This window comes from Methylobacterium sp. FW306-05-D (assembly GCF_058782155.1).
The window spans coordinates 1-20805 of sequence record NZ_JBYSXL010000076.1 but is presented as its reverse complement, the minus strand read 5'-3'; the positions used below and the strand labels follow the sequence as shown (position 1 = coordinate 20805).

21 protein-coding genes and 3 pseudogenes are annotated in these 20805 nt (G+C 71.6%); 14 read left to right on the top strand and 10 right to left on the bottom strand.

Features of this window, described 5'->3' with window-relative positions; all coding sequences use genetic code 11:
- Window positions 1–174 (bottom strand): annotated as a pseudogene (locus AC3WLN_RS19955) (cysteine desulfurase); the annotation flags it as partial.
- Window positions 175–503: 329 nt separating this feature from the next.
- Here AC3WLN_RS19955 and AC3WLN_RS19950 point away from each other — a divergent pair.
- Window positions 504–1160, top strand: coding sequence for an alpha/beta hydrolase (locus AC3WLN_RS19950; protein WP_492484151.1), 657 nt, complete (start codon window positions 504–506; stop codon window positions 1158–1160).
- A gap of 120 nt (window positions 1161–1280) precedes the next feature.
- On the opposite strand, the gene AC3WLN_RS19945 is transcribed toward AC3WLN_RS19950, so the two are convergent.
- From AC3WLN_RS19945 to AC3WLN_RS19925, 5 genes and pseudogenes are all read right to left on the bottom strand, one after another.
- Window positions 1281–1559, bottom strand: a complete 279-nt coding sequence (locus AC3WLN_RS19945; RefSeq protein ID WP_492484149.1) for a virulence factor — start codon at window positions 1557–1559, stop codon at window positions 1281–1283.
- Entirely contained in the window at window positions 1559–1771 is a 213-nt protein-coding gene (locus AC3WLN_RS19940) for a DUF5397 family protein (protein ID WP_492484147.1), read from the bottom strand. Before AC3WLN_RS19940 ends, AC3WLN_RS19945 begins: the two co-directional genes overlap by 1 nt.
- A 60-nt stretch (window positions 1772–1831) precedes the next feature.
- A pseudogene (locus AC3WLN_RS19935) lies at window positions 1832–3934 on the bottom strand (Pls/PosA family non-ribosomal peptide synthetase); the annotation flags it as partial.
- Between the two features lie 117 nt (window positions 3935–4051).
- Window positions 4052–5923: pseudogene (locus AC3WLN_RS19930) on the bottom strand (non-ribosomal peptide synthetase); the annotation flags it as partial.
- A gap of 167 nt (window positions 5924–6090) precedes the next feature.
- The gene (locus AC3WLN_RS19925; RefSeq protein ID WP_492484145.1) at window positions 6091–6681 is read right to left on the bottom strand and encodes a histidine phosphatase family protein; all 591 of its coding nucleotides are present in this window, start codon (window positions 6679–6681) and stop codon (window positions 6091–6093) included.
- Window positions 6682–6818: 137 nt separating this feature from the next.
- On the opposite strand from AC3WLN_RS19925, the gene AC3WLN_RS19920 reads away from it, so the two are divergent.
- Together AC3WLN_RS19920 and AC3WLN_RS19915 are read left to right on the top strand one after the other, a co-directional pair.
- A complete protein-coding gene (locus AC3WLN_RS19920; protein ID WP_492484155.1) occupies window positions 6819–7862 on the top strand; it encodes a polyphosphate kinase 2 family protein in 1044 nt (347 codons plus the stop codon).
- 73 nt (window positions 7863–7935) lie between these two features.
- Window positions 7936–9072 (top strand): AAA family ATPase, encoded by a 1137-nt coding sequence (locus tag AC3WLN_RS19915; RefSeq protein ID WP_492484143.1) that lies wholly within the window; start codon window positions 7936–7938, stop codon window positions 9070–9072.
- Between the two features lie 19 nt (window positions 9073–9091).
- Here the strand turns inward: AC3WLN_RS19915 and fabI are convergent, their stop codons facing one another.
- The 3 genes from fabI to AC3WLN_RS19900 form a co-directional block, all read right to left on the bottom strand.
- A complete protein-coding gene (gene fabI / locus AC3WLN_RS19910) occupies window positions 9092–9934 on the bottom strand; it encodes an enoyl-ACP reductase FabI (RefSeq protein WP_492484141.1) in 843 nt (280 codons plus the stop codon).
- A 183-nt stretch (window positions 9935–10117) separates the two neighbouring features.
- A complete protein-coding gene (locus tag AC3WLN_RS19905; protein ID WP_492484139.1) occupies window positions 10118–11050 on the bottom strand; it encodes a DnaJ C-terminal domain-containing protein in 933 nt (310 codons plus the stop codon).
- A 191-nt stretch (window positions 11051–11241) separates the two neighbouring features.
- Window positions 11242–11808, bottom strand: a complete 567-nt coding sequence (locus AC3WLN_RS19900) for an RT0821/Lpp0805 family surface protein (RefSeq protein WP_492484137.1) — start codon at window positions 11806–11808, stop codon at window positions 11242–11244.
- A gap of 89 nt (window positions 11809–11897) precedes the next feature.
- Between AC3WLN_RS19900 and pdxH the strand changes: the two genes are divergently transcribed.
- From pdxH to AC3WLN_RS19870, 6 genes are all read left to right on the top strand, one after another.
- Window positions 11898–12569 (top strand): pyridoxamine 5'-phosphate oxidase, encoded by a 672-nt coding sequence (gene pdxH / locus AC3WLN_RS19895; RefSeq protein ID WP_492484135.1) that lies wholly within the window; start codon window positions 11898–11900, stop codon window positions 12567–12569.
- Between the two features lie 170 nt (window positions 12570–12739).
- Window positions 12740–13462, top strand: coding sequence for an SDR family NAD(P)-dependent oxidoreductase (locus AC3WLN_RS19890; RefSeq protein WP_463780417.1), 723 nt, complete (start codon window positions 12740–12742; stop codon window positions 13460–13462).
- Window positions 13455–14576, top strand: coding sequence for a serine/threonine-protein kinase (locus AC3WLN_RS19885; protein WP_492484133.1), 1122 nt, complete (start codon window positions 13455–13457; stop codon window positions 14574–14576). Before AC3WLN_RS19890 ends, AC3WLN_RS19885 begins: the two co-directional genes overlap by 8 nt.
- Window positions 14573–15049, top strand: coding sequence for an NUDIX hydrolase (locus AC3WLN_RS19880; protein ID WP_492484131.1), 477 nt, complete (start codon window positions 14573–14575; stop codon window positions 15047–15049). Before AC3WLN_RS19885 ends, AC3WLN_RS19880 begins: the two co-directional genes overlap by 4 nt.
- Window positions 15050–15096: 47 nt before the next feature.
- Complete coding sequence (locus AC3WLN_RS19875; RefSeq protein ID WP_492484153.1) at window positions 15097–15510, top strand: TIGR02301 family protein; 414 nt, start codon at window positions 15097–15099, stop codon at window positions 15508–15510.
- A 162-nt stretch (window positions 15511–15672) separates the two neighbouring features.
- Window positions 15673–15927, top strand: coding sequence for a hypothetical protein (locus tag AC3WLN_RS19870; RefSeq protein WP_056469536.1), 255 nt, complete (start codon window positions 15673–15675; stop codon window positions 15925–15927).
- Between the two features lie 89 nt (window positions 15928–16016).
- Here the strand turns inward: AC3WLN_RS19870 and AC3WLN_RS19865 are convergent, their stop codons facing one another.
- Window positions 16017–17354: a dihydroorotase gene (locus AC3WLN_RS19865; RefSeq protein WP_492484129.1), complete on the bottom strand. Its 1338-nt coding sequence runs from the start codon at window positions 17352–17354 to the stop codon at window positions 16017–16019.
- A gap of 114 nt (window positions 17355–17468) precedes the next feature.
- Here AC3WLN_RS19865 and ygfZ point away from each other — a divergent pair, with 114 nt between their 5' ends.
- The 5 genes from ygfZ (at window position 17469) to AC3WLN_RS19840 (ending at window position 20598) form a co-directional block, all read left to right on the top strand.
- Window positions 17469–18320: a CAF17-like 4Fe-4S cluster assembly/insertion protein YgfZ gene (gene ygfZ / locus AC3WLN_RS19860; RefSeq protein WP_492484127.1), complete on the top strand. Its 852-nt coding sequence runs from the start codon at window positions 17469–17471 to the stop codon at window positions 18318–18320.
- Window positions 18321–18369: 49 nt separating this feature from the next.
- On the top strand, window positions 18370–19005 hold the full coding sequence (locus AC3WLN_RS19855; RefSeq protein ID WP_492484125.1) for a DNA-3-methyladenine glycosylase I: 636 nt from the start codon (window positions 18370–18372) through the stop codon (window positions 19003–19005).
- Window positions 19002–19604 (top strand): YfbR-like 5'-deoxynucleotidase, encoded by a 603-nt coding sequence (locus AC3WLN_RS19850; RefSeq protein ID WP_492484123.1) that lies wholly within the window; start codon window positions 19002–19004, stop codon window positions 19602–19604. The genes AC3WLN_RS19855 and AC3WLN_RS19850 overlap by 4 nt, the downstream gene beginning before the upstream one ends.
- A complete protein-coding gene (locus tag AC3WLN_RS19845) occupies window positions 19604–20137 on the top strand; it encodes a tyrosine phosphatase family protein (RefSeq protein ID WP_492484121.1) in 534 nt (177 codons plus the stop codon). Before AC3WLN_RS19850 ends, AC3WLN_RS19845 begins: the two co-directional genes overlap by 1 nt.
- A gap of 182 nt (window positions 20138–20319) precedes the next feature.
- Window positions 20320–20598 carry an exodeoxyribonuclease VII small subunit gene (locus AC3WLN_RS19840; protein WP_463777215.1) on the top strand — a complete coding sequence of 93 codons (279 nt, stop codon included), beginning with the start codon at window positions 20320–20322 and terminating at the stop codon, window positions 20596–20598.
- The last annotated feature ends 207 nt before the right edge of the window (window positions 20599–20805 follow it).

Genomic DNA, 20805 nt, shown 5'->3' with positions numbered 1-20805 from the left:
CCGCCGGGCCACCGCGTCCCGGGCGGTCTCCAGGGCGGCCCGGGCCGCCCGGCCCTCCGCGTGGATCGACGAGGGGTTGCCCGGCAGGGTGAGCGCCCGCGCCACGGCAGCCGCCACCTCCGGCCGAACCGGGGAGGTCGCGTTGTGGTCGAGATAGGCGCGGGGCGAAGTCATCCGGGAAAAACCACTGGCAGCGTCAAGGTGGAAAACGACAAATCCTTGCTTTTGCCCCCCACGATCATGCTAAGGCCCGGACACGATACGTGTTCCGGTCGCCTCTCGTGCGGGGAACGCGCCGGTCCGAAGCTGGCTCGAGCGACGCTTGTTTAGAGCGATTCTAGTTCGCTAGAATTATTCTAAGAGCGCTTTTAGGTTCGTGGCCGGACGAGTCAAGGCACGCCTCACGGCTTTGCCCAGGCGTCGGATGCGCGCGAGTTCCCGCCGAGCCGGCGATCCACCGCGCGATGCCCGCCCGGGCCATCCGCTCAGGAGTGTTGGTTCCCATGCCCGAAGTCATCTTCACCGGTCCCGCCGGCCGTCTCGAGGGGCGCTACCAGGCGCCCAAGAAGAAGGGCGCGCCGATCGCGATCGTGCTGCATCCGCACCCCCAGTTCGGGGGCACGATGAACAATCAGATCGTGTACAATCTTTTCTACACCTTCGCCAATCGCGGCTTCGCGGCCCTGCGCTTCAACTTCCGCGGCGTCGGCCGCAGCCAGGGTGCGTTCGACCACGGCACCGGCGAGCTCTCCGACGCGGCCTCGGCCCTCGACTGGGTGCAGTCGGTGAACCCGGAGGCCCGCGCCTGCTGGATCGCCGGCGTCTCGTTCGGCTCGTGGATCGGCATGCAGCTGCTGATGCGCCGCCCCGAGATCGAGGGCTTCATCTCGATCGCCGCGATGGCCAACCGCTACGACTTCACCTTCCTGGCCCCCTGCCCCTCCTCGGGCCTGTTCGTGCACGGCTCCGAGGACCGGGTCGCCCCGGCCCGCGAGGTGATGCCGGTGATCGAGAAGGTGAAGACCCAGAAGGGCGTCATCATCGAGCACCAGATGGTGGACGGCGCCAACCACTTCTTCGACGGCAAGGTCGACGAGCTGACCCAGACCGTCGACACCTATCTCGACAAGCGCCTCGGCCCGAAGCCCGAGGCGGCCTGAGGCGCAGGCCGCGCCGCGGCGATCGGTGCAAGAATCCCGGCGGAGCCTTCGGCTTCGCCGGCTTTTTTCCGAGGATGGCCGGCTCTGCCCGGTGTCAGTTTCGCGGGATGCCGGTCGGGCCTACGCCTTGATGAGAGCCGTGAAATCCGACCATTGCTCGACGCGAAAGGCTCGCAGGTCACGGACCGAGCGGGCGAACCACGGGAGCTGCTTCAGGGCCATGACCGCGGAGAACAGCTTCGCCAGGTCCTCGTCGTTGCTGGTGTACAGGCTTCCCTGCACCCAATCGAAGCCGTGTCCCGAAAGCGTCGTGCGAATGTCGCTGTAGGCCTGCGAAACGCCCCTGGGATGGTGGGCCTGCGCCTCCGCGACCACGAGGTCGAACGCGATGGCGAACATCAGCGCTCCCGGGGATCGTCCAGGATGTCGGCGAGCCGGTAATCGACTTCCTCACGCGTCTCCAGCACACGAATCCGCATCGTCCGGTCGCCGTCCGGAAGCGGATCGCCCACGCTGATGATCTCATAGACGGGGCCGACCTGCCCGAAGCGGCGCCAGGTTCCGAGCAAGCTCTGGACGTTGGAGACGGAGGCGGGCGCCATGTCGTTCATGCGGATATCCTACAGCGATTCCGGCGAGTGCCTAGCGGAGAACGAAGACGGGTCTCGTCCTCACGCCTTGGCGTGCACCACCGGCACGGCCGGCGCCCCCTCCCACTCCGAATGGGCCGGGATCGACTCGCCCTTCATCACGATGGTGAGCGGGCGCAGGCGGGCGTAGGCGCCGACCTTGGTGTCGTAGAGCACCGTCGAGAAGGCGCCCACCGAGACGCCGCGGCCGACCTCGACCCGGCCGACCTTCATGATGCGGTCCTCGTAGAGGTGCGTCTGCAGGGCGGAGGTGCGGTTGATGGTGGCGAAGTCGCCGATGGTGACGCAGTCGAACTCGGTGATGTCTGTGGTGAGCATGCACACGCCCTGGCCGACCTTCACGCCGAGGAGCCGCAGCATCCAGGGCAGGAAGGGGGTTCCGACGAGGTGCTCCAGCAGTACCTTGCCGGCGAGACCCCAGTACAGCACCGCGACGGCCTCGGTGCGCATGGCCCACCACGACCACATCGGCTGCATGCCGGGCTTGTAGACGCCCATGAGCAGCCACTTCACCGCGATCACCGTGAAGGACTGGATGAAGGCGATGGCGACGGAGACGGCCACGAAGCTGACCGCGAGGCCGGTCCAGTCCTGGGCCAGGATCGCCGGGTAGAAGTAGAAATCGATCGCCGAGATCGCGAGGGTGATGAACAGCATCGGCGAGAACGAGGTCGAGAACGCCTCGAAGATGCCGCGCCGGAGCTTCGGGCCGATGCCGGGCTCGTAGGTCTGGGTGTTCGAGCCGAGATCGACCCGCTGGCGCGAGGGCAGCTTGATCGGCGGCGAGCCGAACCAGGTGTCGCCCGGATTCATCAACTCGTTGGCCGGCGGCTTCGACTTGATGCCGATGAGCACGTCCTGCGGGATCACGGCGCCGGGCGGCACCACGGCGTCGTTGCCGACGAAGACGCGCGGGCCGGTCTGGACCTCGTGCATCGTCATCCAACCGCGCCGGATCTCCTCCTCGCCGAACACCACCTCGTCGGCGATGAAGTTGCGCGCGCCGATATCGGCCAGATCGTAGCGCCCGGCGAGGTTGGTGGAGATCTCGGCCCCCTGCCCCATCCGGGCGCCCATCAGGCGGTACCAGGCCCGCATGTAGACCGTGGCGAACAGGGAGGAGAGCGTCTCCAGCGTCACCTCGGCGGCCAGCGCCACCGCCCATTTGCGCATGTAGAAGCCGCTGTAGATCGAGTGGGTGCCCGAGGAGACGCGGGGCAGTACGACCCAGCGGATCGCCGCGATCAGCAGCACGGTGCCCGCCGTCATCAGCATGGCGGTCGGCCAGGTGAGCAGCGGCAGGTACCAGTGATAGTCGATGTCGGTGATGTCGCCGAGGGAATCGCTGAGCTGGTCGAAGATGTAGAAGGCCGGGAAGATCGGCAGCAGGCCGATGGCGGGGATCGCCGCCAGCAGGAAGGTGTAGAGCGCCGCGAAGGCGAGGCGCCGCCCGGGCGAGGCCGTGGCCGGCGCGGGCAGCGCCTCCGGGTCGGCCGCGCCGACCCTGCGCCCGGGCGAGCCGTCCCAGATCTCGGCCGCACCCACCCGCGTGCCGGTCGGGATGGTGGTGAGATCGCCGATCTCGGCATGGTCGCCGATGACCGTGTCGGGACCGATGACGCAGGAGGCGCCGATGGCCACATCCGCGCCGATGCGGACGCGCCCGATGATCAGCGCGTCGCCCACCACCTCCGCGTTGGCGATGACGAGGCGCCCGCCCAGGGAGGCGCCGGGGCCGACGCTGAGGAGGTCCGGCGCGCCGATCTCCGCGTCGGAGATCAGCGCGTCCTGACCGATATCGGCGCCCAGGAGCCGCAGGTAGAACACGATCGCGGGCGAGCCCTGGAGCCACTTGATGTGGACCAGGGGCGTCAGGCGCTGCGCCAGCCACCAGCGGTAATAGTAGACCCCCCAGAGCGGATAGCGCCCGGGTTTCGTGCGCCCGAGGATCAGCCATTTGGCCGCCACCGCCACCGCGGCCGTCACGGCGTTGATGCCGATATAGACCAGGAGCAGGACGGCGAGTTCGCCGAAGAATCCGAGCCCGCCGCCGGTGAGCAGCAGATAGGTCACGAAGATGCCGAGCCATTGCGCGGTGGCGAGGGCGATGACGAAGGGCAGGGCCGCGGCTTGCGCGAGGCCGCAGAGGAAGCGCCGCCGCAGCGAGGGAGCCGGGAAGCTGAGATCGCGGATCGCCATCTCGGTGCCGACGCCGCCGGTGCGGGCGATGAGCGTGTCGGCCATGGCCCGCAGGGTGCGCTGGCCGTAGACGTCCTGCAGGGTGATGGCGGCGAGGGCCGGCACTTCGCGGACCGCGCCGACGAAGCGGGCGGCCAGCAGCGAGTGGCCGCCGAGATCGGCGAAGAAGTCGCCCTCGAGGGGAATCGCCTGGTTGCCGAAGATGCGGTTGGCGGCGGCGAGCAGCACCGCCTCGGTCTCGTTGCGCGGCGGCTCCTGCTCGCCCGACGTGTCGGCCACCGTGAGGGTGGCGATGCGCAGGGCCTTGCGGTCGACCTTGCCGGAGGTCAGGCGCGGCAGCACCTCCACCGTCTCGAAATGGCCCGGCACCATGTAGGGCGGCATCTGCTCGGCGAGCGTATGGCGCAGGGCGGCCTTGTCGATCTCGGTGCCGCGCTCGGGTACCAGGAAGGCGACCAGGCGGTCGACCCCGTCGTCCTGGCGCAGCACCACGGCCGCTTGGTTGATCCCCGGCAGGACCTGGATGCGCGACTCGATCTCGCCGAGCTCGACCCGGAAGCCGCGGATCTTGACCTGGTCGTCGATGCGGCCGTGGAACAGGATGTTGCCGGCCGCATCCAGGGAGACCGCGTCGCCGGAGCGGTACAGGACCGGGTCGGTCCCGTCCGAGGCGTAGGGGTTGGCGATGAATTTTTCCGCCGTCAGTTCGGGGCGCTTCAGGTAGCCCTTGGCGACGCCGGGGCCGCCGATCAGGAGTTCGCCCTGCTGCCCCCGCGCGAGAAGCTCGAGCGCCTCGCCCGCGACATACACCGAGTAATTCGGGATCGGGCCGCCGATGGTGACGGGCACGCCCGGCCGCATCTCGGCGGCGGTGGCCACCACCGTGGCCTCGGTCGGCCCGTAGGTGTTGAAGAGTTGTCGCGAGGCCGTCGCCCAGCGGGCGACCAGGGGCTCGGGCAGGGCCTCGCCGCCGAGCAGCACCAGGCGCACGCTCGGCAGGTCCCGCGAGATCATGGCGAGCAGGGTCGGCACCGTGTCGAGGACGGTGACGCCGGCCCGGGCGATGATGTCCGGCAGGCTCTCGACGTCGCCCATCATGGCCGGCGAGGCCACGAACAGCGTCGCGCCGACCAGGTAGGGCACCCAGATCTCCTCCATTGAGAGATCGAAGGCGACGGAGGCGCCCTGGAAGACCACGTCGTCCGGCCGCATGCCGTAGAGCGCGTTCCCCGAGCGCAGGAAGTGGCAGATGTTGGCGTGGCTGATGACGATGCCCTTCGGCACGCCGGTCGAGCCCGAGGTGTAGATGAGGTAGGCCGGGTGCTCCGGCGTCAGGCCCGCCGCGCGCGGGTCCGGGAGCGCGGCCTCCGCCGGCGTCGCGGCGGCGAGCCCGGCCACCGTCAGGCTCGGGGTGCCGGCGGGTGCCTGCGGCTCCAGGGCCGGCGAGACCAGGAGCGCCTTGGCCTGGGCGTCGTCCAGGCAGACCGCGACGCGGTCGGCCGGGGCCTCGGCGTCGAAGGGCAGCCAGGCCGCACCCGACAGGGTGATGCCGATCTGGGCGATCAGCAGGTCGGGCCCCCGCGCCATCCAGAGGCCGACCACGTCGCCGGGGCCGATACCGCGATGACCGAGTCCGCGGGCGATCGCCCCGGCATGCGCCTCGACCTCCGCATAGGTGAAGGCCGGATGGCCGCCGTCGGGGCCGGTGCGGGCGCCGTCGACGAGGGCCGGATGGTCGGGCCGCGCCCGGGCGCTCGCGCGGAAGATCTCGCTGAGGGTCTCGTCGCGGATGAGGTCGGGGCGGACCTCGCCGCGCAGGACCGCCCCCGGGCCGGCCGCGTCCGTCGAGGGACTCGTCTCCTGTGGCCCGCGCGCTGCCGCCCGGGGCCGGGTCGTCTCGGCGAGACTGGTCATCCGCTGCTCCGCTGCCGGCGCCCGATCGATCGGGTGCCGTCCTCCTGGCCGGGTAGGCGCCCGGATCGCGCCGAAATCACGGCGCGTCTAGCACGTTTGGACGGCCGGCTTGAACCGGGATTGAACGCGTAGGACGGGCAAGTGGACCGCCGAAGTGGACTGGCAGGTCAGGCCCAGCGCCACCCGGCCCGGTCGAGGACCAGGACGCTGCCCTGGCGGATTCCGATGCGGGGCGCTTCGCGGATGCCGAGATGGCCCCGGATCACCAGGATCGCCCGGGCGACGCCGCCATGGGCGACGATCACGGTGGGCCGCGTCAGCGCGGTGATGGCGGGCGTGACCCGCTCCACCAGCATGGCGTAGCTCTCCCCGGTGCCGCCGGGGGGACGATAGCCCCAGCGGTCGCGGTCGCGGGCGAGCGCTCCGGCGGAATCCCAGCGCCGGATCTCGGCCCAGGTCGAGCCCTCCCAGGCGCCGAAGCTGATCTCGGTCAGGCGGGGATCGAGACGGTAGCCCTCCGGGTCGAGGCCGAGGGCCGCGCGTAGGGTCTCCATGGTCCGCCGGGTCCGGGTCAGCGGGCTCGCGACGAAGTCCATGTCGGCGAGATCGGCGCCGCCGGTGGCCCCGGCGAGGCGGTCGCCCACCGCGCCGGCCTGGCGCAGGCCCTCGGCGTTCAGGTCGATGTCCCGCTGTCCTTGGAGCCGCCCCTCGGCGTTCCAGTCGGTCTGGCCGTGGCGGATGAAGTAGATCGGATTCACGGCCTCATGCCCGCCGCTCGCCGGAACGGCCGAGCCGGGCTATCCGTTTGCGCACTCACATCCTGGCCCTGCACATCCTGGCCCTGCATCTCGGCGGCCGCCCCGGTCCGCCCGTCACCGAGGGAGCGAGTCTCATCATGTCGAAGCATCACGGCAAGCATCGCCGGGGCCAGAGGTCGGAAGAAACCGGGGCTTCGGCGTCGCAGCGTGACGTTTCGCACCGCAAGGACGGCGCGCATCCCAAGGCCGATCCGCATCGCAAGAAGGACAAGGCGCGCCGGGCCGGGCACCCGCCCTCCTCCGCCCACTGGGCCCGCGCGGCCGAGAGCCTGGCCCGGGCGGCCGTCGAGACCGTGGACCACCGCCCGGCGCCCGCCGCCCCCGGCATCGCCACCGTGCAGCCGGGACGCCGCTGCGACCTCGGGGCGATCGATCCGGACGCCGATGGCGGCCTCGACAAGGACGAGGCGAAGGCGGCGCTCGTCACCGAGCGCGCCCGCATCGTCGCCCTGCAGGAGCGGCTCTACGCCGAGCACAAGCGCAGCCTGCTCGTCGTCTTCCAGGCCATCGATACCGGCGGCAAGGACGGGACCATCCGCGCCGTGTTCGAGGGCGTGAACCCGCAGGGCTGCCGGGTGTGGTCATTCAAGGTGCCGAGCGCCGAGGAGAGCGACCACGATTTCCTGTGGCGCTACCACGCCAAGGCGCCGGCGCGCGGGATGATCAACGTGTTCAACCGGAGCCATTACGAGGACGTCCTCGTGGTGCGGGTGAAGGATCTCGTGCCCGAGCCGGTCTGGCGGGCCCGCTACGCGCAGATCAATGATTTCGAGCGGATGCTCGCCGCCTCCGGCACCACCGTGCTCAAGTTCTTCCTCCACATCTCGAAGGACGAGCAGAAGGAGCGGCTGGAGGCCCGCATCGCGAACCCGGACAAGCACTGGAAGTTCGACCCCGCCGATCTCGTGGAGCGCCGATCCTGGGACGCCTACCAGGCGGCCTTCGCGGATGCGCTGACCGAATGCTCCACCCGCCAGGCGCCCTGGCACGTGGTTCCGGCCAATCGGAAGTGGTATCGCAACCTCCTCGTGGCCCGCACCATCGCCGACACCCTGGAGGCGATGGACCCGCAATTTCCGGAGGCAAAGGCCGGGATCGCGGGGACGACCGTTCCGGATTGACCCGGTGCGGCGATGAACCCGAAGGTTGTATCCGGCGTCTCGCGGGGCCCGCGCGACCGATGGGAGCCCAGGCATGCTGACTGTCCGTGACGTCGCCGTGTCGGGCTACCGGTCGCTGCGGGCGATCCGCTTCCCCGTGGGGGGGCTCTCGGTCTTCATCGGCGCCAACGGCGTCGGCAAGACCAACCTCTACCGGGCGCTGGAATGCCTGCAATCGGCCGCCACCGGCATCCTGATCCGGAATCTGGTGGCCGAGGGCGGCATGGAATCCGTGAGCTGGGCCGGCACGCGCAAGGTCCACGAGTCGGCCCGGATCCGCTGGAGCGTCGAACTCGCCGACGACGTCACCGGCCTGGCTTACGACTATGCCGTCGAGGTCGGCTGCAAGCCGCCCAAGGCCGCGGCCGGCTTTCCTCTGGAGCCCGAATTCAAGACCGAGCGGCTTCGCCTGATCTCGGCCCGGCGACCCGCCACCCTGCTCCACCGCGACGGGCCGGGCGGCTTCCTGCGCGACGCAGAGGGGCGCAAGCGCAGTCTCGGGGACGATCTGCTGTCGTCCGAGACGGTGCTCGGCACCATCCAGGACGGCGGCGCCTATCCGGAACTGCATCAGGTCCGCAGCGCCCTGACGGCCTGGCGCTTCCACCACGATTTCCGGACCGACGCCGCCTCGGCGCTGCGTCGCCCCTGCCTCGCGGTGACGACCCCGACCCTGTCGTCGGACGGCTCGGACCTCGCCGCCGTGTTCGCGACGCTCGCGCATATCCGCCAGGACACGGTCGACCTCGCGGCAGCCGTGGACGACGCCTTCCCCGGCGCCCGCCTGGACCTTCCGGTGCCGGGGCGCCAGGCCCGGTTCGGGATGGTGTTTCCCGACTATCCGAAGCGGGTCTTCGAGGCGGCCGAACTCTCCGACGGGACGCTGCGGTTCCTGGCCCTCGCCGGCGCCCTGCTCGCCTACCGGCTGCCGCCGTTCATCGCCCTCAACGAGCCCGAGACCAGCCTGCATCCCGACCTGCTGGAGCCCCTCGCCCGCATGATCGTGACGGCCTCCGGGCGCACGCAGGTCTGGCTGGTGACCCATTCCGAGCGCCTGGCCGAGGCCATCCTGGCCCAGGGCGGGACGCGCCCCCACCGGGTCGTCAAGCGCGAGGGCGCGACCTGGATCGACGGCCTGAAGCTGTTCGGCGCCTTCGACGAGGACGATTGAGGCGGCGCGCCGCCGACCGTCACTCCTTGTCGAGGCTGAGGTCCGGGGCTTCCGGGTTCTTCATGCCGACGACGTGGTAGCCGGCATCGACGTGCAGGATCTCGCCGGTCATGCCCTTGCTCATGTCCGAGACGAGGTAGGTGGCGGTCTCGCCGACCTCCTCGATGGTCACGGTGCGCCGCAGGGGCGCGTTGTACTCGTTCCACTTGAGGATGTAGCGGAAATCGCCGATGCCGGAGGCGGCCAGCGTCTTGATCGGGCCGGCGGAGATCGCGTTGACGCGGATCTTCGAGGGGCCGAGGTCGGCGGCGAGGTAGCGCACGGAGGCCTCGAGCGCGGCCTTGGCGACGCCCATCACGTTGTAGTGCGGCATCCATTTCTCGGCGCCGTAATAGGTCAGCGTGAGGAGCGAGCCGCCGTTCGGCATCAGCTTCTCGGCGCGCTGGGCGATGGCCGTGAACGAGTAGCAGGAGATCAGGAGCGACTTGGTGAAGTTCGCCTCCGAGGTCTCGACGTAGCGACCCGTCAGCTCGTCCTTGTCCGAGAAGGCGATGCAGTGGACCACGAAGTCGATGCCCTCGGGGAACACTTCGGCGGTGGCGGCGAAGACCGCGTCGATCGAGGCCGGATCGGTGACGTCGCAATGCCCGACCACGTGGGCGTCGAGTTCTCGCGCCAGGGGCTCGACGCGCTTCTTGAGGGCGTCGCCCTGGTAGGTGAAGGCGAGCTTGGCGCCGTGGGCGGCCGCGCTCTTGGCGATACCCCAGGCGATCGAACGGTTGTTGGCGACACCGAGCACCAGGCCGCGCTTGCCGGCGAGGAGACCGCCGACGTGATCGTGAACCGGGTGCGTGTCCGCCATGTGTCACCTGAGCGAGAGCCGTGGCGCGTGCCGACAAGGCCCGTCGGGCGACGGATCGGCGTGTTCGCGCCGGGCATCCTTAGCGGAGGCGCGCCTGGGACGGAAGTCCGGCGCCTGACAGCGCCGGAGGGCCGTCGCGCCTCCGGCGAAGCCCCGGACGGCCGGCTCCGTCAGGCCGCCCGGTCAGCCGGCCTTGGCCGCGCGCCGGGCCCGGGCGAACTCGGTGAGCGCCGGGTCTTCGCTGCTGGGCAGCATCACGGCCGTGACGGCCAGGAGGTCGCCCCGCGTCCCGTCCTTCTTCGGCAGGCCCTTGCCCCGGAGGCGGAAGGTGCGGCCCGAGCCCGTCATCGGCGGGATCTTCATCTCGACCGCGCCGGTCAGGGTCGGCACCCGGATCGGGCCGCCGAGGATCGCGTCCTCCAGGGGAACCTCCACGCTGCCGCGCAGGTCCGCGCCGTCCACGGTGAAGCGGGCATGGGGCAGGATGCGGATGGTCAGCAGGGCGTCCCCCGGCGCGCCCCGCAGGCCGCCGGGATTGCCGAGGCCGCGCAGGCGGATGGTCTGGCCGTCGACGACGCCCTTGGGCACGACCACGTCCACGTCGCGGCCCCCCGGCAGGGACAGGCGCAGCTTCTCCTCGCTCGCGACCTGCTCCAGGCTCACGCTGAGCTCGGCCGCCACGTCCTCGCCCTTGACCGGGCCGCGCTGCGGGCCGCCCGGGCCGGCGCCGGCCGCCCGGAAGGCGTCGCCGAACAGGTGGGAGAAGATGTCCTCGCCGATGCCGCCGCCCCCGCTGGGACCGCGGCCCCGCGCGGCGCTCTCGAAGTCGAAGCCCCCGCCGCCGCCGCGACCGCCGCCGAACCCGCCGAAGCCCTCGAAGCCGGTCGCACGCGGCTTGCCGTCCGCGTCGATCTCGCCGCGGTCGAACTGCGCGCGCTTGCCCGCATCGCCCAGGATCTCATACGCGCTGTTGGCCTCCGCGAAGCGGTCCTTGGCCTTGGCGTCGTCCTGATTGCGGTCGGGATGGTAGGCCTTCGCGAGCTTGCGGTAGGCCTTCTTGATGTCGGCTTCGCTGGCGCCCTTGGAGACACCCAGCACATCGTAGGGATTTCGCATCGGTCTTCAGGATTCTCGGTGCCGCCTGGAACCGGGCACGGGCCCGGCTCCTTCGGATTCGTCTGTCATGTGGACGGCCTGTTGCTTCTCTGCAACGGTCTCGCGCAAGAATTCGCTGCGATTGGCGCGGCGTCAACGCTTCTGTTCGCCCTGCGATCCGAACGGACCCGAAACCGCCCCCGGCGATGGCCTCAGGAGGCCGCCTTCGCGGCCCGCACCCGGGTCAGGGTCCAGTCCCCGCCGGAGGGCTTGCAGCCGGTTCCGCGCACGAAGCGGCTGCCCGCCGGCGAGATCACCGAGGCGAGGAAATCGCGGCAGACGAGATCGTTGGCGACGTAGGGCAGGCCGGTGGGATTCACCGAGCCGCGCAGGGTCGTCTCCGGGTTGTCCCACTTCACCGGGCGGCCGTTGCCCTGCGGATCGAGGGCGACCGCCAGGGCCGCGTTGGCGCGCCGCCAATCCTCGGCGCCGAGGTCGTTGCCGAAGCCGAGGGGGCGCTTGTCGATGCTGCCCGTGCTGGTCGGCTCGTCGGGCAGCGCCGGGCTCGCCGGATCGCCGCGCTTGGCCGCCTGCACGACGGGGCCGGACGCCGCCGCGGTCTCCTCCGCCTGGAAGGTGATGATCGGCAGCCCGCAGCCGCCGAGGCCGAACAGCAGGCCGAGGCCGACGGCCTGCGCGGCGCGCTGCGGCACGGTCCTCGACCGGCGACGGACACGAATTTCTGGGACGGCCTGGGCTTTACAGTCGCGCCGACGCATTACACCTGATCTCAAACGACGTGTTGGGCCGAAAACGTTCGTGTCCCACGTCGGTGCCCCCGACCCGGATCTCACCACAGGATTACGCCTTGGAACGGTTAAGGATCGATGATCCCGCGTCCCGGAGTTCCGCCGGGGATGCCCTCGGGCCGGACGGCGACTTCACCCGCGCCGCCGATCCCTGGGCGCTGTTCGCGGCCTGGATGGCGGAGGCCGAGGCCTCGGAACCCAACGATGCCAACGCGATGGCACTGGCCACGGCCGGGGCCGACGGCCTGCCGGACGTGCGCGTGGTGCTGCTGAAGGGCGTCGATGCGCGCGGATTCGTGTTCTACACCAACGTCGATTCCGCCAAGGGCGAGGAACTGCGCGAGAACCCGCAGGCCGCCCTGGTGCTGCACTGGAAGAGCCTGCGCCGGCAGGTCCGCGCCCGCGGCCCGGTGAGCCGCGTCACGGCGGAGGAGGCGGATGCCTATTTCGCCAGCCGCGCGCGCAACAGCCGCCTCGGCGCCCATGCGAGCCGCCAGTCGCGCCCCTTGGCCGACCGGGCGACCCTCGAGCGCGAGGTCGCGGCCCTGGCCGAGCGCTACGGCGAGGGCCCGGTGCCGCGCCCCGAGAACTGGACCGGCTTTCGCATCGCCCCGGTCTCGATCGAGTTCTGGCAGGACGGTCCTTTCCGCCTGCACGACCGGGTCCGCTTCACCCGCGACGGCGGTCCCTCCGACGGCGGCCCCTGGCGCGGGGCGCGGCTCTATCCGTGACGCCCGCGCCGCCGTGCTGCGTCGCGGGATGACCCTGGATTTTAGGACCCGCGCCGCTTAGACCTGAGCGTGGCGCGGGGGTTTCTCGGCGGCACGGCGGTCTCGCCGGCCGGAGGCCTCCCGATCCTGAAGGAACGGTCTTGGCCTCATCCAACGAACGCCGGCGCATCATGCTGCTCACGGGGGCGAGCCGTGGCATCGGCCACGCCACCGTCAAACGGTTCTCGGCCGCCGGCTGGCGGGTGATCACCTGCTCGCGCCACGCCTTTCCGGAGAACTGCCCCTGGGAGATGGGGCCGGAGGATCACCTCCAGGTCGATCTCTCCGATCCGCAGGATACCCTGCGGGGCATCGAGGAGGTGGCCGGGCGCCTCGCCGCCGAGGGCGGCCTCCTGCACGCGCTGGTCAACAACGCCGGCATCTCGCCCAAGGGCCCGCAGGGCGAGCGCCTGGGCGCCATCGCCACCGATTTCGGAGCCTGGCAGCGGGTGTTCCAGGTCAACCTGTTCGCACCCCTGCTCCTGGCCCGCGGCCTCTGCGAGGAGCTGACCCGGGCCAAGGGCTCCATCGTCAACGTCACGTCGATCGCGGGCTCGCGCGTGCATCCCTTCGCGGGGGCCGCCTACGGCACCTCCAAGGCGGCCCTGGCCGGCCTGACCCGGGAGATGGCGAGCGATTTCGGGCCCCTCGGCGTCCGCGTCAACGCGATCTCGCCCGGCGAGATCGACACCGCGATCCTGTCGCCGGGCACGGACAAGATCGTGGCCGGGATTCCGCAACGCCGGCTCGGCACCCCCGACGAGGTCGCCAAGGCGATCTACTTCCTGTGCACCGAGGCCTCCTCCTACGTGAACGGCGCCGAGTTGCACATCAACGGCGGCCAGCATGTCTGACCGGGGGGCGCGCCGCGCGCTTCTCATCGGGCTCCTGATCGCCGCGGCCCCCGCCTGCGCGGAGCCGTCGGTGACGATCCTCGACCTGCCGTTCCGGGCCCGGGCGCTCCGGGGGCCGGGCAGCGAGGTCGCCATCGCTGTGGCGACCTCCGGCCTGCTGCCCCTCGCCCGGCCCCGCAGCGCCGATCCGGCCGCGGTCGAGCCGGAGGCGCCGATCGCCGTGGTCTGGGGCGATGCCGGCGGCGCGGCCCTCAGCCTCGTCGACGGGCAGGTGACCACCACCCTGCTCGGCGCCGAGGCGGTGGAGGGGCTGGCGGCCGCCGAGACCCCGCGCGGCGCCCTGCCCGGCTCCCGGCGCGCCGTCTCCGGTCCCTTGAGCGCGCATCTGGCGAACCCCGTGCCGGCCCTGGCCAGCGGCCCCGAGCAGGCCGGAAGCCTCGTCCTCCGCGAGCGCCAGCCCGTGGCGATGGGGGGCGACCCGAAGCCCGTGCCGGTGGCGACCACCACGCTCACCCCCGCTCCCGACACGGCCTTCGCCCTGCGCCGGCCCCGGATCGGGCGTCTGGACGGCAGGCCCGTCGTCCTCGCCGTCACCGTCGCCCCCACCGGCGGGGCCGCCCTCGCCCTGTACGGCAAGGCCGAGGCGGGGACGGGCTGGACGCTACTGGCGCGCAGCCCCGAGCAGGCCCCCGGCCCGGGCGGCCAGCCCCTGAAGCCGGCCGCGTTCGCGGATTTCTCCGGGACCGGCCGGCCGCAGGTCGCGGCCGTGGCGGCGCCCGACGGCGCCGGCCGGCTGCAGGTCTGGACCCCCGAGGGCGGCGCCCTGCGTCTCGCCCGGGAGGCGCCGGGCTACACCAACGTCTCCCCGGGCGAGGGCGAGGTCGACCTCGCGGCCCTGGTCGAGCCGGAGCGCGAGGGCGCCCCCGACCTCGCCCTGCCGATCGCCGACCGGAGCGCCGTGGCGATCCTCTCCCTGAAGGAGGGCATCCGCGAGCGGTCGCGGGCCCCCCTGCCCGGCCTGGCCGCCTTCGGCCTCGCCAGCCTCGGCCGGGGCCCTGCGACCCGCCTCCTCGTCGGCCTCGCCGATGGGCGCATCGCCGTGGTGACTCCGTGAGCGGCGCCGATCCGGAGGCGGCCGAGTCCCGCCTGTTCCCGACGCGGCCCTTCGTCGGCACCTCGATCGCGGTCCTGCGCGACGACCGCGTGCTCCTCGCCGCCCGGGCCAACGAGCCGATGCGCGGCGTCTGGACCCTTCCGGGCGGCCTCGTCGAGGCGGGCGAGCCCCTGGCCGAGGCGGCCCTGCGCGAATTGCAGGAGGAGGTCGGGCTATCGGCCGAGGTGGTCGGCGTGCTGAGCCCCACCGAGATCATCCTGCGCGACCCCACGGGCCGCGTGCGCCATCACTACGTCGTCCATCCCCACGCCGCCCTCTGGCGCGGCGGCGAGCCGGAGGCCGGCCCGGAAGCCCTGGGCGTCCGCTGGGCCACGCTCGCCGAGATCGAGACCCTGGCGACCACCCCCGGCCTCGCCGATACCGTCCGCGAGGCCTTCGCCCGGGCTGCCCGTCGCACGGAGCCGGCGGCGTGAGGATTCTCGGTGCGGGACTCGCGGTCGCATCCGGCCTGGCCGTGCTGATGGCCCTGCCGGATTCCGGCTTCGCGCAGCAATCCCGGGGCGGTTCGTCCCGGGCGGCCCCGAAGCCGGCCGAGAAGGAGAAGGAGCCGCCGCCTCCGCCCGAGCCGCCGCCGGCGCCCTACGATCGGGACCTGCTCCGCCTCTCGGAGGTCATCGGCTCGCTGGCCTTCCTGCGCGAGCTCTGCGCCGCACCGGATGCCGCCGAATGGCCGGCCCGGATGAAGGCCCTGATGGAGGCCGAGGGCGTGACCCCGAGCCGGCGCGACCGCCTCGCCGGCGCCTACAATCGCGGCTACCGCGGCTACAGCCTGACCTACCGGGTCTGCACCCCCGCCGCGACCGAGGCGGCCGCCCGCTACGTGGCCGAGGGCGAGCGCCTCTCGCATGCCCTGGCGAGCCGGTTCGGCGGGTAGTGATGCCGGTCCGCCACAGGGTACGGGCGGGACGCGAAAACGAAGAATTTGAGCGCCCGCGTTAACCGCTTCGCAATTCCTGGCTTTGCGATCTCCACCGATCGCCCTATCCTCATGGTTACTCGCCGGGGTCGTTCACCGGCGCAAACGATGATGTGGCCCATGCACATGGATACGGTCTCCGCGCCCTTCGAGGCGGATCTCGACGACAAGCGCGTCGCCCTGGGATACGTCTCGGAAGCCTTCGCCGAGGGCTGTCTCGACGGTCTCGACGGGGACTGCATGGCCCAGGCCGCCCTGTTCGCGGCCTTCCAGGAACTCGTCACCACCTATGGCGAGGAAGCCACCGCCCGCTACGCCGAGGGCTTCCCGGACCGCATCCGCGGCGGCGCCTTCACCACCAGCCCGCAGCATTGACGACACCGCCCGTCGCCCGCTCCGGCGCGACGGTGTGACGACCATGGGGCAGGCGCCGGGCGCCTGCCCTTTTTGCTGCGCGACGGCGATCAGGCCGGCAGCAGGGCCTCTTCGAACAGCACCGCCTCGCCGCGGGACGGCGCGGTGAGCGCTCCCTCCCACATCACGCTGTGGCCGCGCACCAGGGTGCCCACCGGCCAGCCCGTCACGGTGACGCCGTCATAGGGCGTCCAGCCGCATTTCGAGGCGATCCAGTCGTTGCGGATGGTCTCGCGGCGCTTCAGATCCACCACCGTCACGTCCGCGTCGTAGCCCACCGCCAGCCGGCCCTTCCGGGCGATGCCGAACAGGCGCTTCGGGCCGGCGCTGGTGAGGTCGACGAACCGGGCGAGCGACAGGCGGCCCGCCGCGACGTGGTCGAGCATGATCGGCACCAGGGTCTGAACCCCGGTCATGCCCGAGGGGGAATCCGGGTAGGGCTTGGCCTTTTCCTCCAGGAGGTGCGGCGCGTGGTCGGAGCCGAGGATGTCGGCGACGCCCTGGGACAGCCCGTGCCAGATGCCGTCGCGATGGTCGGCGCCGCGCACAGGCGGGTTCATCTGCACCAGCGTGCCGAGGCGGGCATAGGCCTCGTCGCCGTCGAGGGTGAGATGGTGCGGCGTCACCTCGCAGGTCGCCACGTCCTTCGCCTCGGCGAGGTAGGCCATCTCCTCCTTCGTGGAGATGTGCAGGATGTGGATGCGGGCCCCCGTGGCCCGGGCGATGCGCACGAGGCGCTGCGTCGCCTTCAGGGCCGCCTCGGGCGAGCGCCAGACCGGGTGCGAGGACGGATCGCCCGGCACCCGCCGGTCCTTCTGCGCCCGCAGCATCGGCTCGTCCTCGGCGTGGAAGGCGGCGCGCCGGCGGGTCCGCTTCAGGATTTCGGTGACGCCGGCATCGTCCTCCACCAGCAGCGAGCCGGTGGAGGAGCCGACGAAGACCTTGATGCCGGCCGCGCCCGGCAGGCGCTCGAGCTCGGGAACGAGGTGTGCGTTCTCATGGGTGCCGCCGACCCAGAACGCGAAGTCGCAATGCATCCGGTGGTGCGCCCGGGCGACCTTGTCGGCCAGGGCCTCGGCGCTGGTGGTGAGCGGGTTGGTGTTCGGCATCTCGAACACCGTGCTCACGCCGCCCATGACGGCGGCGCGCGAACCCGATTCCAGGTCCTCCTTGTGGTCGAGCCCCGGCTCGCGGAAATGCACCTGGCTGTCGATGATTCCGGGCAGCAGGTGCAGGCCGGTGCAGTCGCGCCGCTCGGCGGCCGAAGCGGATGCGAGGTCGCCGATCGCCGCGACGCGCCCGGCGCGGATGCCGAGATCGGCTCGGGTCGCGCCGTCCTGGTTCACCACGGTGCCGCCGGTGAGAAGGAGGTCGAAGGGCTGGTCCATTCCGAATCTCCTGGGGCCGTCCGCGCTCCGGACGCGCATTGAGACGGGGTCGCGGGCGGCTTATGTCAGGCCCGGACGGGGCGCAATGCCGCTGCCGCTCGTGAAGGAGTCGCCATGCCGATCGCCCTGCTGCCGGACCGCGCCGTCGTCACCCTCTCGGGCGAGGAGGCCACGAGCTTCCTGCAGGGCGTGGTGACCTGCAACGTCGAGACCCTGGAACCCGGCGAGGCGCGGCTCGGCGCCCTGCTCACCCCCCAGGGCAAGATCCTGTTCGACTTCCTCGTCGCCCGCACGTCGGAGGGCTTCCGGCTCGACGCCGCCGCCGAGCGTGCGCCCGATCTCGCCAAGCGCCTCGGACTCTATCGTCTGCGGGCCAAGGTGACGATCGCCCTCGACCCCACCCTGGGCGTCGCGGCCGCCTGGGGCGGCGCCGAGACCGCGGCCGACGTCGCCCGCCTGCGCGATGGCCGCCTCGCGGGGCTGGGCGAGCGATTGATCTTTCGGCTCGGCGCCTTCTCGGCGGACGCGACGGAGGCCGACTACCACGCCCACCGCATCGCCCTCGGCATCCCGGAGGGCGGGCGCGACTTCCCCTGGTCCGACGCCTTCCCGCACGAGGCCCTGATGGACCAGCTCGGTGGCGTCGATTTCCGCAAGGGCTGCTATGTCGGCCAGGAGGTGGTCTCGCGCATGCAGCATCGCGGGACGGCCAGGACCCGGATCGTCCCGCTGGTCGCGGTCGCGGACGAGCCGCTGCGGACCGGGACCGAGATCACCGCCGGGCAGCGCGCGCTCGGCACGGTCGGCAGCGTGGCGGGCGGGCGCGCCCTCGCCACCCTGCGCCTCGACCGCCTGGCCGACGCCCTGGCGGCCGGCGAGTCCCTGCGGGCGGGCACGGTTCCGGTCGGCGTCGAGAAGCCGGCCTTCGCGACCTTCGCCTTCCCCGAGACGGCGCCGGCCGGCTGAGCGCGCCCCGCGATCGACGCCGCCGCCGCGCCCGGCTAAACCCTCGTCGATGCTCACCGACGCTTCCGGCCTGATCCACCATCCCGACGGCTGCGCCCGCTGCTGGTGGGCCGGGCTCGACCCCGTCTACGTCGCCTACCACGACACCGAATGGGGCGTGCCGGAGCGGGACGGCCGCGCCCTCTACGAGAAGCTGATCCTGGACGGCTTCCAGGCCGGCCTGTCCTGGATCACCATCCTGCACCGCCGCGAGGGGTTCCGCCGCGCCTTCGCGGACTTCGATCCCGAGGCGATCGCGCGCTTCACCGAGGCCGACATCGACCGGCTGATGCAGGATACCGGCATCATCCGGAACCGGGCCAAGATCGTCGGCACCATCGCGGGGGCCCGGGCCTATCTCGGCATCGAGGCGCGTGGGCCGGGCTTCTCCGCATTCCTCTGGGATTTCGTCGACGGCACGCCGATCCAGGGCACGGCGCAGGACCGTCGCGGCATTGCCACCGAAACCGAGATCTCGCGAAAGCTGTCCAAGGCCCTGAAGGCGGAGGGATTCGCGTTCTGCGGGCCGACCATCGTCCACGCCTTCATGCAGGCGGTCGGCCTCGTCAACGATCACTTCCTCGGCTGCCACCGGCACGGGCCCTGCGCCGCCCTCGGCAACCGCGCCGGCGGGAGCCCGGCATGAGCGGTGATCCCGGCCGGGCTTGGCAGCGGATGCTGTCGGGACGGCGCCTCGACCTCCTCGACCCGGCCCCCCGCGACATCGAGATCGCCGACATCGCCCATGGGCTCGCCCGCGTCGCCCGCTGGAACGGGCAGACGGCCGGGCCGCACGTCTTCTCCGTGGCCCAGCACGCCCTCTTGGTGGAGGCCATCGGCCGGGCGCAGTGCCCGGATTCGACCGATGCCGACTGCCTCGAACTGCTGCTGCACGACGCGCCCGAATACGTCATCGGCGACATCATCTCGCCCTTCAAGGCGGCGATCGGCGATTCCTACAAGGCGGTGGAGCGCCGGCTCCTGACCGCCATCCGCCAGCGCTTCGGCCTCGCCGAGCCGGGCGCGGACCTGTCCGCCCTGGTCAAGCGGGCCGACGGCATCGCCGCCTATCACGAGGCGACGCGCCTGGCCGGGTTCTCCGGCGGGGAGGCCGATGCGATCTTCGGCGCCTGCGGTCCCCTCGCTCCCGAGGCCGAGGCCTTGCTGGCGCCCTGGCCCACCGCCGTGGCGCAGGCCCGCTTCCTCGCCCGCTTCCATGCCCTCGCGCAGCCGGATCTCCCCTGATGCCGCATCTCCAGGTCTGCCCCCTGTCCCGCCTGCCCGAGACCCTGGACGCGTCCGGCGCGACCCACCTGATGACCCTGATGAAGGTGGGCACCGCGATCGCCCGGCCGGAGGGAATCGCGGAGGGGCGCCACTGCGTCGTCGAGGTCAGCGACATCGTCGCCCCGATGGATGGCCACGTCACGCCGGGCGAAGCCCATATCGCCCAAATCCTCGCCTTCGCCCGGGCCTGGGACCGGTCGAGGCCCCTGCTGATCCACTGCTACGCCGGGATCAGCCGCTCGACCGCGGCGGCCTACATCGCCGCCTGCGCCCTGGTGCCGGCGCGCGACGAGGCCGAGATCGCCCGGTCCCTGCGCGCGGCGGCCCCGTCGGCGACGCCCAATGCCCTGTTCGTCGCCCTCGCCGACCGCATGCTGGGCCGGGACGGACGCATGGTCGCGGCGATCGCGGAGATCGGACGCGGCGCCGAGGCCTTCGAGGGGAAACCGTTCCGCCTGGAGCTCACACCCGACCTTCAGGTCGTCGCCTAAATCTTTGGACAGTCATCGAATTCAGCGACGTCGGCGGCGCTTGCGACCCGCGCGAAGGCGGGTGCGCCGAAGGTGTGGCGCAAACGCCGCCCCGGACGACGAAACGACGATCCGCGGGCCGGATCGGGTTGTCGGCTTCCAGGCCGGAGGCTTAGACCGTCAGAATCACGGGGTAGTTTAGAATGAGTGTCACGCGACCCGCCGTTGCGTCGACGTCCGGAGCGGACGAGGCAGCCCTCGACCTGCCCTTCGAGAAGGCTTTGGAGCAGCTCGAGGACATCGTGCGCCGCCTGGAGAAGGGGGATGTCCCCCTCGACGAGTCGGTGGCGATCTACGAGCGGGGCGAGGCGCTGAAGCGCCATTGCGAAGGCCTGCTCCAGAAGGCCGAGGCCCGCATCCAGAAGATCACCCTGGGTGCGGACGGCAAGGCGGCAGGGGTCGCGCCGCTTGACGTCGACTAGGGGGCGTTCCCGCTCCCGAACGAAATACTCCATTGGCGGCAAGCGATTGCGCGCATGTTTTCCCTCCGGGCGTGAGGTTGGTTCGGTGTCACGGCAAGAAACCTCGCAAGACAAGCTTCCGCAGGCGTCCGGTCCTGCGCGGTCGGTGAGTTCGTCGGAGGCGACGGCGATCCTGGACGGTCTGGGGGAGCCTTCGGCGCTGCGTCT